The organism is Burkholderia sp. S-53 (assembly GCF_025560745.1).
In the GTDB taxonomy this organism is placed as follows: Bacteria; Pseudomonadota; Gammaproteobacteria; order Burkholderiales; family Burkholderiaceae; genus Burkholderia; species Burkholderia pyrrocinia.
On record NZ_CP090484.1, the window covers coordinates 1 to 14,024 of the forward strand.

The 14,024-nt window shown below is 68.2% G+C and carries 11 protein-coding genes; 6 read left to right on the forward strand and 5 right to left on the reverse strand.

The features are described 5' to 3' along the window. Positions 1-1,767: a DNA polymerase/3'-5' exonuclease PolX gene (gene polX, locus LXM88_RS22200; protein WP_262544419.1), complete on the forward strand. Its 1,767-nt coding sequence runs from the start codon at positions 1-3 to the stop codon at positions 1,765-1,767. A 56-nt stretch (positions 1,768-1,823) separates the two neighbouring features. Here the strand turns inward: polX and ald are convergent, their stop codons facing one another. Together ald and LXM88_RS22210 are read right to left on the reverse strand one after the other, a co-directional pair. Next, positions 1,824-2,939, reverse strand: coding sequence for an alanine dehydrogenase (ald, locus tag LXM88_RS22205; RefSeq protein WP_262544420.1), 1,116 nt, complete (start codon positions 2,937-2,939; stop codon positions 1,824-1,826). A gap of 167 nt (positions 2,940-3,106) precedes the next feature. After that, a complete protein-coding gene (locus LXM88_RS22210; RefSeq protein WP_262544421.1) occupies positions 3,107-4,336 on the reverse strand; it encodes an RNA-guided endonuclease InsQ/TnpB family protein in 1,230 nt (409 codons plus the stop codon). 301 nt (positions 4,337-4,637) lie between these two features. Between LXM88_RS22210 and LXM88_RS22215 the strand changes: the two genes are divergently transcribed. Continuing rightward, the gene (locus tag LXM88_RS22215) at positions 4,638-5,054 is read left to right on the forward strand and encodes a DUF3995 domain-containing protein (RefSeq protein WP_262544422.1); all 417 of its coding nucleotides are present in this window, start codon (positions 4,638-4,640) and stop codon (positions 5,052-5,054) included. Positions 5,055-5,067: 13 nt separating this feature from the next. On the opposite strand, the gene LXM88_RS22220 is transcribed toward LXM88_RS22215, so the two are convergent. After that, a complete protein-coding gene (locus LXM88_RS22220) occupies positions 5,068-5,652 on the reverse strand; it encodes an RNA 2'-phosphotransferase (RefSeq protein ID WP_262544423.1) in 585 nt (194 codons plus the stop codon). Positions 5,653-6,253: 601 nt separating this feature from the next. On the opposite strand from LXM88_RS22220, the gene LXM88_RS22225 reads away from it, so the two are divergent. From LXM88_RS22225 to LXM88_RS22240, 4 genes are all read left to right on the forward strand, one after another. Next, positions 6,254-6,994, forward strand: coding sequence for a gluconate 2-dehydrogenase subunit 3 family protein (locus LXM88_RS22225; RefSeq protein ID WP_262544424.1), 741 nt, complete (start codon positions 6,254-6,256; stop codon positions 6,992-6,994). Further along, positions 6,994-8,772, forward strand: a complete 1,779-nt coding sequence (locus LXM88_RS22230; protein WP_262544425.1) for a GMC family oxidoreductase — start codon at positions 6,994-6,996, stop codon at positions 8,770-8,772. Before LXM88_RS22225 ends, LXM88_RS22230 begins: the two co-directional genes overlap by 1 nt. Then, the gene (locus LXM88_RS22235; RefSeq protein ID WP_262544426.1) at positions 8,769-10,193 is read left to right on the forward strand and encodes a c-type cytochrome; all 1,425 of its coding nucleotides are present in this window, start codon (positions 8,769-8,771) and stop codon (positions 10,191-10,193) included. Before LXM88_RS22230 ends, LXM88_RS22235 begins: the two co-directional genes overlap by 4 nt. 211 nt (positions 10,194-10,404) lie before the next feature. Beyond that, positions 10,405-12,123: a cation:proton antiporter domain-containing protein gene (locus tag LXM88_RS22240; RefSeq protein ID WP_262544427.1), complete on the forward strand. Its 1,719-nt coding sequence runs from the start codon at positions 10,405-10,407 to the stop codon at positions 12,121-12,123. Positions 12,124-12,184: 61 nt separating this feature from the next. Here LXM88_RS22240 and LXM88_RS22245 read toward each other — a convergent pair whose 3' ends face one another. Beyond that, positions 12,185-12,949 (reverse strand): SDR family oxidoreductase, encoded by a 765-nt coding sequence (locus LXM88_RS22245; RefSeq protein WP_262544428.1) that lies wholly within the window; start codon positions 12,947-12,949, stop codon positions 12,185-12,187. 19 nt (positions 12,950-12,968) lie between these two features. Then, positions 12,969-13,964 (reverse strand): arabinose ABC transporter substrate-binding protein, encoded by a 996-nt coding sequence (locus LXM88_RS22250; protein ID WP_262544429.1) that lies wholly within the window; start codon positions 13,962-13,964, stop codon positions 12,969-12,971. Positions 13,965-14,024 lie beyond the last annotated feature (60 nt).

Sequence of the window (14,024 nt, forward strand, 5' to 3'; positions counted from 1 at the left end):
ATGCCGATCCACAATGCCGAGTGCGCGGCCGTGTTCGCCGAGATCGCGGACATGCTCGAGATCCAGGGCGCCAATCCGTTCCGCGTGCGTGCGTACCGCAACGCCGCACGGACGATCGCCGACGACGGGCGCGACATCCCGACGATGATCGCGAACGGCGACGATCTCGGGAAGATTCCGTCGATCGGGCCCGATCTCGCGGCGAAGCTGCGCGAGATCGCTGCGACCGGCACCTGCGAACTGCAGCAAACGCTGCGCCATGCGCTGCCGGGCGCGATCGTCGAGCTGCTCGACGTCCCGGGGCTCGGCGCGAAGCGCGTGAAGGCGCTGCATGACGCACTGCACATCGATTCGCTCGAACAGCTCCGCGTCGAAGCGAAAAGCGGGCACGTGCGCGAGCTGCCGGGCTTCGGCGCGAAAACCGAAGCGCATCTGCTCGAAGCGATCGACGACCGCCTGCAGCGCGAACCGCAGCGCTTCCTGCTGCCCGATGCCGCGCAAACGCTGATGCCGTTGCTCGACCGCCTGCGCGCGGTGGCAGGCGTCGGCAACGCCGTGCCGGCCGGCAGTTTTCGCCGCCGCCGCGAGACGGTCGGCGATCTCGACATTCTCGTCACCGCACGCGATCCGGAGGCGGTCGCCGACGCGTTCGTCGGCTACGGCAACGTGGCGCGTGTGCTTGCGCACGGCAAGACGAAGTCGAGCATCGTGCTCGACAGCGGGTTGCAGGTCGACCTGCGCGTGGTCGATGCCGATGCGTTCGGTGCGGCGCTCGTCTACTTCACCGGATCGAAGGCGCACAACATCGCGCTGCGCAGGATCGCGCAGGCCGGCGGGCTGAAGATCAACGAGTACGGCGTGTTTCGCGGCGACGAGCGGATCGCCGGCACAACGGAGGCATCGGTCTACGCCGCAATCGGGCTGCACGACGTGCCGCCGGAGCTGCGCGAGAATCGCGGCGAGATCGACGCGTCGCGCGCCGGCATGCTGCCGGCGCTGGTCGAGCGCAAGCATGTCCATGGCGACCTGCATGCGCATACGAACGCATCGGCCGGCCGCGACAGCCTGCGTGCGATGGCCGACGCGGCGCGCGCACGCGGGCTCGCGTACCTGGCCGTCACCGACCGCGCACCGCCTGCCGGCGGCGGCCGCAACGGCTTCGAATGGCTCGCGCGGCAGCTCGACGAGATCGATCGGGTCAATGCATCGTTCGACGATTTCGTGCTGCTCAAGGGCGTGGAAGCCGGCATCCGCGAGGACGGCAGCCTCGACGTGCCCGACGCGATGCTCGGCCGGCTCGATCTCGTCGTCGGCGCGGTACGCGACGGCTTCGACCTGTCGCGCGGCGCGCAGACCGACCGGATGCTGCGCGCGATGGACCATCCGCATTTCACGATACTCGCGCACCCGACCGGGCGCGTGCTCGGCGAGCGCGACGCATGCGAACTCGATGTGCCGCGCGTGATCGCGCAGGCCGCGGCGCGCGGTTGCTTCGTCGAGCTCGATGCGCAGCCGCGGCGGCTGGACCTGCCGGACATCTGGTGCCGCGAGGCCGCGAATGCCGGTGTGCCGGTCGCGATCGGCTCGGATGCGTGCGGCGCGGAGGAACTCGACAACCTCGCGTACGGCGTCGATCAGGCGCGACGCGGCTGGCTCACGCGGCCGGACGTGCTCAACACGCGCACGCTCACGCAATTGCGGCCGTTGCTGGCTCGCACGATGGGTGAGGGCGGCGGGTCGAAGCGGAGCCGGTCGAAGGGCGCGTGAAGGCCGCCGGCGGCACGTGCTTCATGCGCGATGCGCTCGACTTCGAGCCGGCATCGTCATGCGAGCACGCCGGCGGCCGGCACATAAGGCAGGCCGAGCGCCAGCGCGACCGCCTCGTACGTGATGTGCCCGTCGCAGACGTTCAGGCCCGCGCGCAGATGCGGATCGTCGGCCATCGCTTGCTTCCAGCCCTTGTCGGCGAGCGCGAGCGCATGCCCGAGCGTCGCGTTGTTCAGCGCGAAGGTCGACGTGCGCGCGACCGCGCCGGGCATGTTCGCGACGCAGTAGTGCACGACGCCGTCGACGACGAAGGTCGGGTCCGCGTGCGTTGTCGCATGCGATGTCTCGAAGCATCCGCCCTGGTCGATCGCGACGTCGACGACGACGGCACCCGTGCGCATCGTCGCGATCATGTCGCGCGTGACGAGCCGCGGCGCCGATGCGCCGGGTACGAGCACCGCGCCGATCACGACGTCGGCATCGCGCACGGCTTCGTCGATCGTCTGCGCATTCGAGCAGACGGTCGTGATCCGGTTGGCGAAGACGAGGTCGAGCTGGCGCAGGCGATTCACGTTGTTGTCGAGCACGGTGACGCGCGCGCCGAGGCCGACCGCCATCTGCAGCGCGCCGGTACCCACCACGCCCGCGCCGAGCACGACCACATGCGCGGCCGGCACGCCGGGCACGCCGGCCATCAACAGGCCGCGGCCGCCGCGCGGGCTTTCGAGGTGGGTTGCCGCGACCTGGATCGACATGCGTCCTGCCACCTCGCTCATCGGCGCGAGCAGCGGCAGGCCGCCGCCGGGCCCGGTCACGGTTTCGTAGGCGATGCAGACGGCGCCGGACTTCACGAGCGCGGCCGCCTGTTCGGGATCGGGCGCGAGATGCAGGTACGTGTAGAGAATCTGCCCGCGCCGCAGCATCGCGCATTCGGCCAGCTGCGGCTCCTTGACCTTGATGATCATGTCGGCGCGCGCGAAGATTTCGTCGGCGCCGTCGCAGAGCGACGCGCCCGCGGCCGTGTAGTCTTTGTCGAGCAGGCCGATCGCCGTGCCCGCGCCGCGCTGCACGAGCACGGTGTGGCCGTGCCGCGTGAGTTCGCGCGCGCTGGCCGGCGTGAGGCCGACGCGGTATTCGTGGTTCTTGATCTCCTTCGGCACACCGATCAGCATGAGTCGCCTCCATGGCCTTCGTTATCGTTGTCGTGCAGGTGCGCCGCGCGGCGAACGTTGCACGTGCGGCCGGTTGCGCACGCGCATGCCGACTGCAGTACTGGAATACCAGCGTAGTAGTGCGCGGAGCGAATTGACATCCTCCCCGGCCTGAAAGCCGGACATTCCTACGGCGCTCGGGCGTGGCATTGGGCCGCCCCTGAGTCGCTTCGGTGGGTTCCTGCTGCTGGCGGCATGATTGCACCGCTCACTTCACAGGCGCAACGGGCGTGCCCCGCCCTGAGAACATTGATCGCGCCGACGACATCGGCGTTTTCCTCGAACCCGCATTCCACGCACTCGAACCGGGCTTGCGTCCTGCGGTTGTCCGCCGAGACATGGTCGCAACACGGACAGGTGCGACTCGTGTTCCGCGGCGGCACGGCGATGAGCCAGCCGCCGTTCCACGCCAGCTTGTAGTCCAGCTGGCGACGGAATTCGAACCAGCCTTGGTCGAGGATCGCCTTGTTCAAGCCAGATTTGGCCCGAACCTGCCTGCCCGGCTTTTCGGTCGTGCCTGCCGCCGACCTGGACATATTCCGCACCTGCAAGTCCTCGATACACACCATCGCATGGTTTTGGCTGATCGTGGTCGTGGTCTTGTGCAGAAAGTCGCGGCGGGCGTTACCGATCCGGGAATGAATGCGCTGGATGCGGGCTTTCGCCTTCTTCCAGTTGCTGCTGAACTTCACCTTGCGGCTCATCGCCTGCTGCGCACGGCGCAGCGCGGCTTCGTGCCGCTTGAAGCTGTCAAGCGGCGCGTAGAACGTGCCGTCCGAGAGCGTGGCGAAACGCGCTACACCCATGTCGATACCAACGGCGTTGCCCTGCGGAATCGGCTGCTCGACTTCGCGTTCGGTCTGAATCGACACATACCACTTGCCGCACGACTGGCTCACGGTGATGTTCTTCACCGTGCCCAGCGCTTCCCGGCTGTTGCGATAACGCAGCCAGCCGAGCTTGGGCAGGAACAGGCGGCTATTGGTCTGATCGAACTTGACCTGCTTCGGGTCCGGGTAGCGGAAGCTGTCGCTCCGGCCTTTTTTCTTGAAGCGCGGGAAGTCGGCCCGCTTGGCGAAGAAGTTGGCGTAGGCCCGCTCCAAATCCTTGAGCGACTGTTGCAGCGGGTGGACCGGCGCATCGGCCAGCCACGCGATTTCCGTGCTGTTGCGCCATTCGGTGAGCAGCTTGCACAGCTCGGCATAGCCGAGTTTCTTCTCGCCTTGCGCGTGACGTTCCTTCTGCAACGCCAGCGCCTTGTTGAACACGAACCGGCACGAGCCTGCAAAGCGGCGCATTTGCCGCTCTTGCTGGCCGTCGGGGCGTAGCTCGAACTTGCAGGCTTGAAGTCGTTGCATGATCCAATCGTACTCGTGGTCGATGTGCGATGACAGTGATATTCGGCATGGACGGCTACGAAGTCCGCGCTATCCTTCCCCGCCCTGAACGGCTGGGCTTGTCGTACATCGGGGCAAGCGGGTCGCCGGCGTGATGCCGCATGCGCAATGCAGCGCAGCACGCGTCGCAGTAGTTGCGACCGGAGGTCGCTATGCACGCACGGCCGGGTTTCGGTATCGTCATGCGTGTCGCGGGCCGGGGCCGCGTGCCGGAATCCTTCCGGCAAAACAACGAGACAACGAGACAAGGACATTTACCGACATGACCGGTGCGTATTTCAGCGTGCCGACGCTTTGCGCGCTTGCGTTCGTTCACGTCTACTGGGCGTTCGGCGGGCGGCTCGGCAAGCGTGCGGCCATTCCGGAACAGGACGGCGTGCCGCTGCTGCAGCCGACCGCCATCGGCACGCTTGCCGTCGCGGCGGCGCTGCTGGCCGGCGCATGCGTGGTCGCCGCGCGTGCCGGCTGGCTGGGGCGGAACGCGTATCCCGGCACGATCGCGTTCGCGGTCGTTGCGCTCGCACTGATCTTCGCGGTGCGGGCCGTCGGCGATTTCCGCTATGTCGGCTTCTTCAAGCGGATTCGCGGGTCGCGTTTCGCGCGGATGGACACGCTGTATTACTCGCCGCTTTGCGCGGCGCTCGCGCTGTCCCTCGCGTCGATGTTCTGGCCGTGGTGAGCCGCGTTCGGCGCTAGCGCGCCGGCGTGTCGATCTGCGTGAGGTATTCGGCCGGCACGGCATCGGTCAGCCATACGCCGTTTTCGGCGACGAAGAACGTGTGGCCTTGCCGGTGCATGCGCTGCGCATCGACTTCGAGAATCGCGGGCACGCCATAGCGCGTGCCGACGGCCAATGCAGTCCGGATGTCCGGCGACAGATGCACGTGATGACGGGCGCCGGGTTTCAGCCCTTGCGCTCGAATCGACTCCAGGAAGCGCGTCGCGGTGCCGTGATAGAGGTGCTCCGGTGGTGGCGCGGCCGGATACCGGCGTTGCACGACGGATGTCGAATGGCCTTGTACCGCGCGGATGCGTTGACCGTCGTCGGAGAGGGCGAAGCGCCGCTTGTCGCTGGTCGCGCAGACGGTTTCGATCGTCGCGCGATCGAGCCGGTGCCCGTGGCGGGCGGCGCCGGCGATCAGTTCGCCGATGTCGGCCCAGCCTTCCGGGTCGAGTTGCAGACCGATTGCCTGCGGCTCGTGGCGCAGCAGGTAGCTCAGGTATTTGCTGATGCCGATCGCGTCGGGCGCCGGCGGTTTGTTTTTCTGTGTACTCATGAGACGCGGAGGCTACCAGAGCGCCGCGCAAACCGGCATCGCCGCGTTGCCCGCCGTGGCTGGAAAGAGACAGCCAACGAGCGCGTCCGACGCGGAACAATCGTCTGCCCGCCGTGGGGATCAGCCGGCGGCCTGCGCATCCTTGAGCACCCCACCTCCCGGATTTTTCAATTGTTGCAGTTTTCGATGCATTGAATTGCATTGAGCCATCTATTAATGGAACCGGTTCCATCTATAATTCTCGCCACGCGTCGCCGGACCTGAAAGAGGGTCGTGCACGTCGCGCTTGCCGACGGCAAACGCGACGCCTAAGTTGAATCAGGTCATGGAGATAGCGGGCAGATGCGGGCCGGAAGGCGGGTATTTGTCCGAAGATAAGGTCCGAGAAGAGGCCGACCCGCGCAGCGCTGCCTGAACCGGCACGCACGCGGCTGCATGACGGCGCCGCCGCACATCGCGCGGCCGGTGTCCGCATCGAGGTGGTTCGCAACACACGAATGAACAGGACGGCCAGCCGCATGCGGCATGGCTGCCGTGCCGGACCCGCCGCACGCGGAATGCGCGCGTCCGGGCCCCGATCCCCAACGATCAACACCCGACCATGTCCACGCCACCTGACAAACCCAACTCGCGCCGCCGCTTCCTGCGCACGTCGGTCGCGCTCGTACCGATCGCGTCGGTCGCCGGCTGCGACCTGCGCGCGTCGTCGCCATCCGCGACGACGGCCGGCAACGCACCCGCCGCATCGGCGAGCGCCGAACGCGCCCCGTACAAGCCGACCTTCTTCGATGCGAAGGAATGGGCGTTCGTCCAGGCCGCCGTCGACCGGCTGATTCCGGCCGACGCCGAAGGCCCCGGCGCACTCGAATCGGGCGTGCCCGAATTCATCGACCGCCAGATGGAGACGCCGTATGCGCACGGCGCGACGTGGTACATGCAGGGGCCGTTCCAGCAGGGCGTGCCCGAACTCGGCTATCAGTTGAAGCTCGTGCCGCGCGACATCTACCGGCTCGGCATCGCGGCCGTCAACCGCTATTGCGAAAAGGCCCACGGCAAGGCATTCGCGGATCTCGACGCGCCGACGCGCGACGCCGTGCTCGGCGCGCTGGAGAAGGGCGGCGCGCAGATCGACGACGTGCCGCCCGGTGTGTTCTTCGGCCAGTTGCTGCAGAACACGCGCGAAGGCTACTTCTGCGATCCGGTCCACGGCGGCAATCACGACATGGCCGCGTGGAAGATGATCGGCTTTCCGGGCGCGCGCGCGGACTTCATGGATTTCGTCAACCAGAACGGCAAGCCCTATCCGTACGGCCCCGTCTCGATCAACGGGGAGCGCAGCTGATGGCCGCAGATAAAAAGCCGCATGTCGATGCGGTGATCGTCGGCTTCGGCTGGACCGGCGCGATTCTCGCGAAGGAACTGACAGAAGCGGGCTTGAAGGTCGTCGCGCTCGAGCGCGGCGAGTATCGCGACACCTATCCGGACGGCGCGTATCCGAACACGATCGACGAGCTGACCTACAACATCCGCAAGAAGCTGTTCCTCGACCTGTCGAAGACGACCGTGTCGATCCGCCACGGCGTGCAGGACACCGCGTTGCCGTACCGGCAGCTCGCCGCGTTCCTGCCGGGCGAGGGCGTCGGCGGCGCGGGGCTGCACTGGTCGGGCGTGCACTTCCGGATCACGCCGGAAGAGCTGCGCCTGCGCAGCCACTATGAAGAGCGCTACGGCAAGAAGTTCATCCCCGCAGGGATGACGATCCAGGATACCGGCGTCAGCTACGACGAACTCGAGCCGCATTTCGATTTCGCCGAGAAGGTGTTCGGCACGTCGGGGCAGGCGTACAAGGTCGGCGGCAAGGTGGTCGGCGACGGCAATGTGTTCGAAGCGAACCGCAGCGACAATTTCCCGTTGCCCGCGCAGCTCAATACCTATTCGGCGCAGCGCTTCTTCGACGCGGCGCACTCGCTCGGCCTGCATCCGTACCGGCTGCCGTCGGCGAACACGTCGGGCCCGTACACGAATCCGTACGGCGTGCAGATGGGCCCGTGCAACTTCTGCGGCTACTGCAGCGGCTACGCGTGCTACATGTACTCGAAGGCGTCGCCGAACCTGAACATCCTGCCCGCGCTGAAGCAGGCGCCGAACTTCGAGCTGCGCTCGAAGTGCCATGTGCTGCGCGTCGACCTCGACGATACGAAGAAGCGTGCGACGGGCGTCACCTACGTCGATCCGGCCGGGCGCGAAGTGCACCAGCCGGCCGATCTCGTGATCGTGGCCGCGTTCCAGTATCACAACGTGCACCTGCTGCTGCTGTCGGGCATCGGCAAGCCGTACGACCCGATCTCGGGCGAAGGCGTGGTCGGCCGCAATTTCGCGTACCAGAACCTGTCGACGATCAAGGCGTTCTTCGACAAGGACACCTACACGAACCCGTTCATCGGCGCGGGCGGCAACGGCGTCGCGGTGGACGATTTCAACGCGGACAACTTCGACCACGGGCCGCTCGGCTTCGTCGGCGGCTCGCCGCTGTGGGTGAACCAGGCCGGCGTGAAGCCGATCAGCGGCATCGCGACGCCGCCCGGCACGCCGCAGTGGGGCTCGGCGTGGAAGAAGGCGGTCAAGGACAACTACGCGCACACGATCTCGATGGACGCGCACGGCACGAACATGTCGTACCGCGACGTGTATCTCGACCTCGATCCGACCTATCGCGATTCGTACGGCCAGCCGCTGTTGCGGATGACCTTCGACTGGAAGGACAACGACATCAGGATGGCGCAGTACGTGACCGGGCAGATGAAGAAGATCGCGGAGGCGATGGGGCCGAAGGCGATCGGCGTGTCGACGCGCGAGTTCGGCAAACACTTCGATTCGCGCGCGTACCAGACGACCCACCTCGTCGGCGGCGCGATCATGGGCACCGACCCGAAGACGAGCGTGCTGAACCGCTACCTGCAGTGCTGGGACGTGCACAACGTGTTCGTGATGGGCGCCTCCGCGCTGCCGCAGGGCATCGGCTACAACCCGACCGGGATCATCGCGGCGCTGGCCTACTGGTCGGCACGCGCGATCCGCGAGCAATACCTGAAAAATCCCGCCCCGCTGGTGACCGCATGAAGAAGACGATGAACACCATCGCCGTGTACCGCCTTGCCCCGGTGCGACGTGCGCTGGCGGCCGGTGCGGCGTGGGCCGCGCTCGGTCTCGCGGGCACCGCGGCTGTCGCGCAACCGGCGTCGGCGCCCGCGGCGGCGTCCGGCCCGGCGGCCGCGCCCGCGGCCCAGTCCGCCGACGCGAACCTCGTCAAGCGCGGCGAATACCTGGCCCGCGCGGGCGACTGCATCGCGTGCCACACCGCGAGCGGCGGCAAGCCGTTCGCGGGCGGGCTGAAATTCGACACGCCGATCGGCGGCATCTATTCGACCAACATCACGCCGGACCCGAAAACCGGGCTGGGCGGCTGGACCGTCGAGGACTTCACCCGCGCGGTGCGCGAGGGCGTGCGCAAGAACGGCGACACGATGTATCCGGCGATGCCGTTCCCGTCGTACGCGCGCCTCACCGACGACGACATGAAGGCGCTGTACGCGTACTTCATGCACGGCGTCGCGCCCGTCGAGCACGAGAACCGCACGGTCGACATCGTGTGGCCGCTGTCGATGCGCTGGCCGCTCGGGATCTGGCGCAAGATGTTCGCGCCGGCGCCGAAGCCGTTCGATGCGGCGCCGTACACCGACCCGGTGGTCGCGCGCGGCGCGTATCTCGTGCAGGGTCTCGGCCACTGCGGCGCGTGTCACACGCCGCGCGCGCCGACGATGCAGGAGCGCGGGCTGACCGACGCGGACGGCCCGGATTTCCTGTCCGGCGGCGCGGCGATCGACGGCTGGGTGCCGACGAGCCTGCGCGGCGAGCCGCGAACCGGGCTCGGCACGTGGACGGAAACCGAGATCGTGCAGTTCCTGAAGACCGGCCGCACGCTGCGCACCGCCGCGTTCGGCGGGATGACGGACGTGGTCGGCCACAGCATGCAGCACATGACCGACGACGACCTGAATGCGATCGCGCGCTATCTGAAGACGCTGCCGCCGCGCGTGCAGGGCGAGCAGTCGCACGTGTACGACGCGGCCGCCGCGAAGGCGCTGCAGACCGGCGACGCGAGCAAGCCGGGCGCGGCGGTCTATCGCGACAACTGCATGGCGTGCCACCGCAGCGATGGCCACGGCTACACGCGCGTGTTCCCGGCGCTCGCCGGCAACCCGGTCGTGCAGGGCGACGATCCGACGTCGCTGATCCACGTCGTGCTGGAGGGCAGTGCGCTGCAGGGTACGCGCACCGCGCCGTCGACCTTCACGATGCCGCCGTTCGGCTGGCGCCTGTCGGACCAGGAAGTCGCGGACGTGTCGAACTTCGTGCGCACGAGCTGGGGCAACACGGGTGTGCCGGTGACGGCCGCGCAGGTCGCGAAGGTACGCAAGAGCGTGCCGTCGACCCGGCCCGAACCGCCGCCGGGCGCGCGGTTCCCGCAAGCGTCGCGCTGACGCCGCGGCGGGGCGCGAGCCCCGCTGCCCGGTACGCTCCGCTTGAATGTGCCGCCGAACCCGCGCGGCGCCTGCGAAATCGCCGGGGTTGCACCCCGCAACGGCGCGCCCCCGCGTGAATTTTTCGCGGCGGCGCGCCATTCTTCCGCCTCATCCCGTATCCTTCCATTCTTGAACCTTACTAAATAGTTACAAGACCTTGGGAGGGGGGATGCCTCATGACGTCAGCCTGATTGCGTTGCTCGCGGCCGGTTTCGGTCTCGCGATGATCTTCGGTTACCTCGCGTCGCTGCTGAAAATGCCGCCGCTCGTCGGCTATCTGCTCGCCGGGATCGTGATCGGCCCCGGCACGCCCGGTTTCGTCGGCGACTTGTCGCTCGCGCAGCAGCTCGCCGAAGTTGGCGTGATGCTGCTGATGTTCGGCGTGGGCCTGCATTTCTCGCTCGGCGACCTGCTCGCGGTGCGCAAGATCGCGCTGCCCGGAGCCGTCGTGCAGATTACCGTCGCGACTTTGCTCGGCGGCGGGCTCGCGCTCACGTGGAGCTGGAGCCTCGGTGCCGCGCTCGTGTTCGGGCTCGCGCTGTCGGTCGCGAGTACCGTCGTGCTGCTGCGGGCGCTCGAAGGGCGCGGGCTCGTCGAGACGGTCAACGGGCGCATCGCGGTCGGCTGGCTCGTCGTCGAGGATCTCGTGATGGTGCTGGTGCTCGTGCTGCTGCCGCCCGTCGCGGGGCTGCTCGGCGGCACGCCGCCCGGCGACGCGCAGGCGGCCGGCGGCAGCGTGTGGGGCACGCTCGGCGTGACGATGCTGAAGGTCGCGGCGTTCATCGCGCTGATGCTCGTGGTCGGCAAGCGCGTATTCCCGCGCATCTTGTGGCTCGTCGCGCGCACGGGTTCGCGCGAGCTGTTCACGCTGTGCATGATCGCGGCTGCGGTCGGCATCGCGTTCGGTGCGGCGAAGCTGTTCGACGTGTCGTTTGCGCTCGGCGCGTTCTTCGCCGGGATGATGATGCGCGAGTCGGAATTCAGCCGGCGCGCGGCCGACGAGACGCTGCCGCTGCGCGACGCGTTCTCGGTGCTGTTCTTCATCTCGGTCGGCATGCTGTTCGACCCGAAGGTGCTGCTCGACGAGCCGCTGCACGTGATCGAGGTCGCCGCGATCGTGCTGGTCGGCAAGACGCTCGCGGCCGTCGCGCTCGTGATCGCGTTCCGCTATCCGCTGAACACCGCGCTGACGGTCGGCGCGGGCCTCGCGCAGATCGGCGAATTCTCGTTCATCCTCGCGGGGCTCGGCCGTGCGCTCGGGCTGCTGTCGGCCGAGGGGCAAAGCCTGATTCTGGCGGTCGCGCTGATCTCGATCGCGATGAACACGCTGCTGTTTGCGATGATCGATCCGGCACTCGCATGGATCCGCAAGCATTCGGCGTTCGCGCGCAGGCTCGAAGCGCGCGACGATCCGCTCGCCGCGCTGCCGATGTCGACGCCGCAGACGCACCTGACCGGGCAGGTCGTGATCGTCGGCTACGGCAAGGTCGGCACGCGGATCGCGCATGCGCTGGACGAGCGCGGGATCGCGTATGTCGTCGTCGAGCAGAACCGCGAGTTGGTCGAGAAGCTGCGCGAGGACGGCATCGCGGCCGTGTCGGGCGATGCGATCGAGCCGATCGTGCTGGTGCAGGCGCATATCGCGCGCGCCGGGATGCTGGTCGTCACGCTGCCCGACGTGTTCGACGTGCGGCAGATCGTCGAGATCTCGCGCACGCTGAATCCGGCGCTCGAGGTCGTGCTGTGCACGAACAGCGGCGACGAGGCCGCGCTGCTGTCGAGCGAAGGCATCGGCACCGTGTTCATGGGCGAGACCGAACTCGCGCGCGGGATGACCGAGCATGTGCTCGGCCGGATGGTGAAGCCGGTCGCAGCCGCGGCGCATTGACGGCGCGCGTCGCGTACCGGGCAGCGCGCGGCGGCCCGGGCGGCCGCCGGCCCCGCCTTCGTCAGTAGTACGTCTCCAGCGTCAGTTCCTGCGCCATCACGCGGTTGCCGGCCAGCAGGCCGCCGTCGACCGGCAGCGCGACGCCGGTGATGATCCGCGCGGCCGCCGAGCACAGGAACAACGCGGCCTGCGCGACGTCGTCGGGCGTCGCGAAATCGTCGAGCGGATACCACTTCCTCAATTGCTCGAACACCTGCGGGTTGCGCAACACGCGCGCTTCCCATGCCGGTGTCTTCACCGTACCCGGCAGCACGATGTTCGCGCGCACGCCGTCGCGGCCGTATTCGATCGCGAGCGATTTCGTATAGCTGATCAGCCCGGCCTTCGCCGCGCTGTACACCGGATGCCCGAGCGCGTGCACGCCGTTCACCGAACCGACGATCGCGATCGCGCCGCGCCGGCGCGCGCGCATGCCGGCCAGCACGGCTTCGACGCTCACGTAGGTGGCCGTCAGGTTCGCATCGAGATCGGTGCGCCAGCTCGCGGGCGTCGTGTCGCGCAACGTGGTCGATGCGGCCGTGCCCGCGTTCGCGACGAGCACGTCGACGGGCGGGTGCGCATCGAGCATCGCGCGCAGCCGCTCCGCGTCGGTCAGGTCGTCGACGACGGGCGTCGCGCGCGCGTCGGCGAGCGACTCGATGAAGCGGTCGAGCGCCGCACGGTCGCGATCGAGCGCGAGCACGCGGTCGCCGGCCGCGACGAAGGTGCGGCACAGTGCCTGGCCGATGCCGCCGGCGGCGCCCGTGACGAGGGTAGTGCGTGTCATGTCGGCTCCTGGTGCGGGCTCACAGACCGAGCGCGGCGCGCGCCTGCTTCTCGTTGTCGCGCGTGATCAGCGTGCCGGACGTCAGCACGAGCGGCGGCGGCGCCTGGTTCTTCGTGATCCAGTCAACCATGTTGATGCTTGTCTGGTAGCCGTGCTGGCGCGGATTCAGCAGGATCGACCCGTAGAAGCCCGTCGGCTTCGGCTTCGCGAATTCGTTGAGCGCGACCTGGCTGCCGTTGATGCCGACCGCGACCATCGCGTCCGCGCCGATGCCGCGCCCCTCGGCGGCGCGCACCGCGCCGACCGTCGTGTCGTCGTTCGAGCCGAACGCGACCCAGCGCTTGAAGTTCGCGTGCTTGGTGAGCGCGATGTTCGCCGCGTTGAACGCGCCTTCCGTGTCGGCCGTCATTTCGGGCGCGTCGATCACGTTCGCGGCCGGGAAACCAGCGGCCTTCAGCGCGTCGACCGCGCCGGTGGTGCGCTCGCGCGCGGTCGGCAACTGGTCGTACGCGAGCCGGATGATGCCGACCTCGGCCGGATTCCAGCCGCGCCGCTTCGTCTCGTCGGCGATCGCCTGGCCGACCTGCTGGCCGATCTTGTACGCGGAGATGCCCATGTGCGGCACGCCCGGGAGCGGCGCGCCGTGGCCGTCGACGAGCTGGTCGTCGACCGACATCAGCTTGAGCCCCGCGCGCTTCGCCTTCGCGGCGATGCCGGGGCCGAGCTTCACGTCGGGCGCGCAGATGATCACGCCTTGCGCCTTTTGCGCGGCGAGGCTGTCGAGCGCGGTCGACACCTTTTCGCCGCTCGGCGTCGCGATCTTGATCAGCGTGAAATGCCGTTCCTTCGCCGCCTGGTCGGCGAAGCGCCATTCGTCCTGGAACCACGGATCGTCCGGCTGTTTGACGAGGAAGCCGATTTTCACGTCGGTGGCGTCGGCGGCCCGCGCCGGGGCGCCGGCCAGCAGCGTGATGCTCGCGGTGGCCAGCACGAGCGTTTTCCAGTGGAAGCGCATGCGTCTCTCTCCGTTGTTGTCGTCGGGCGCGCGGGCAAGGCCGCCCGCGGCGCGAAAAAA

Bases quoted from the DNA above. Each gene is read 5' to 3' on its own strand.
- polX (WP_262544419.1), top strand. From the start codon at position 1: ATGCCGATCCACAATGCCGAGTGCGCGGCCGTGTTCGCCGAGATCGCG.
- ald (WP_262544420.1), bottom strand. From the start codon at position 2,939: ATGCTGATCGGTGTGCCGAAGGAGATCAAGAACCACGAATACCGCGTC.
- LXM88_RS22210 (WP_262544421.1), bottom strand. From the start codon at position 4,336: ATGCAACGACTTCAAGCCTGCAAGTTCGAGCTACGCCCCGACGGCCAG.
- LXM88_RS22215 (WP_262544422.1), top strand. From the start codon at position 4,638: ATGACCGGTGCGTATTTCAGCGTGCCGACGCTTTGCGCGCTTGCGTTC.
- LXM88_RS22220 (WP_262544423.1), bottom strand. From the start codon at position 5,652: ATGAGTACACAGAAAAACAAACCGCCGGCGCCCGACGCGATCGGCATC.
- LXM88_RS22225 (WP_262544424.1), top strand. From the start codon at position 6,254: ATGTCCACGCCACCTGACAAACCCAACTCGCGCCGCCGCTTCCTGCGC.
- LXM88_RS22230 (WP_262544425.1), top strand. From the start codon at position 6,994: ATGGCCGCAGATAAAAAGCCGCATGTCGATGCGGTGATCGTCGGCTTC.
- LXM88_RS22235 (WP_262544426.1), top strand. From the start codon at position 8,769: ATGAAGAAGACGATGAACACCATCGCCGTGTACCGCCTTGCCCCGGTG.
- LXM88_RS22240 (WP_262544427.1), top strand. From the start codon at position 10,405: ATGCCTCATGACGTCAGCCTGATTGCGTTGCTCGCGGCCGGTTTCGGT.
- LXM88_RS22245 (WP_262544428.1), bottom strand. From the start codon at position 12,949: ATGACACGCACTACCCTCGTCACGGGCGCCGCCGGCGGCATCGGCCAG.
- LXM88_RS22250 (WP_262544429.1), bottom strand. From the start codon at position 13,964: ATGCGCTTCCACTGGAAAACGCTCGTGCTGGCCACCGCGAGCATCACG.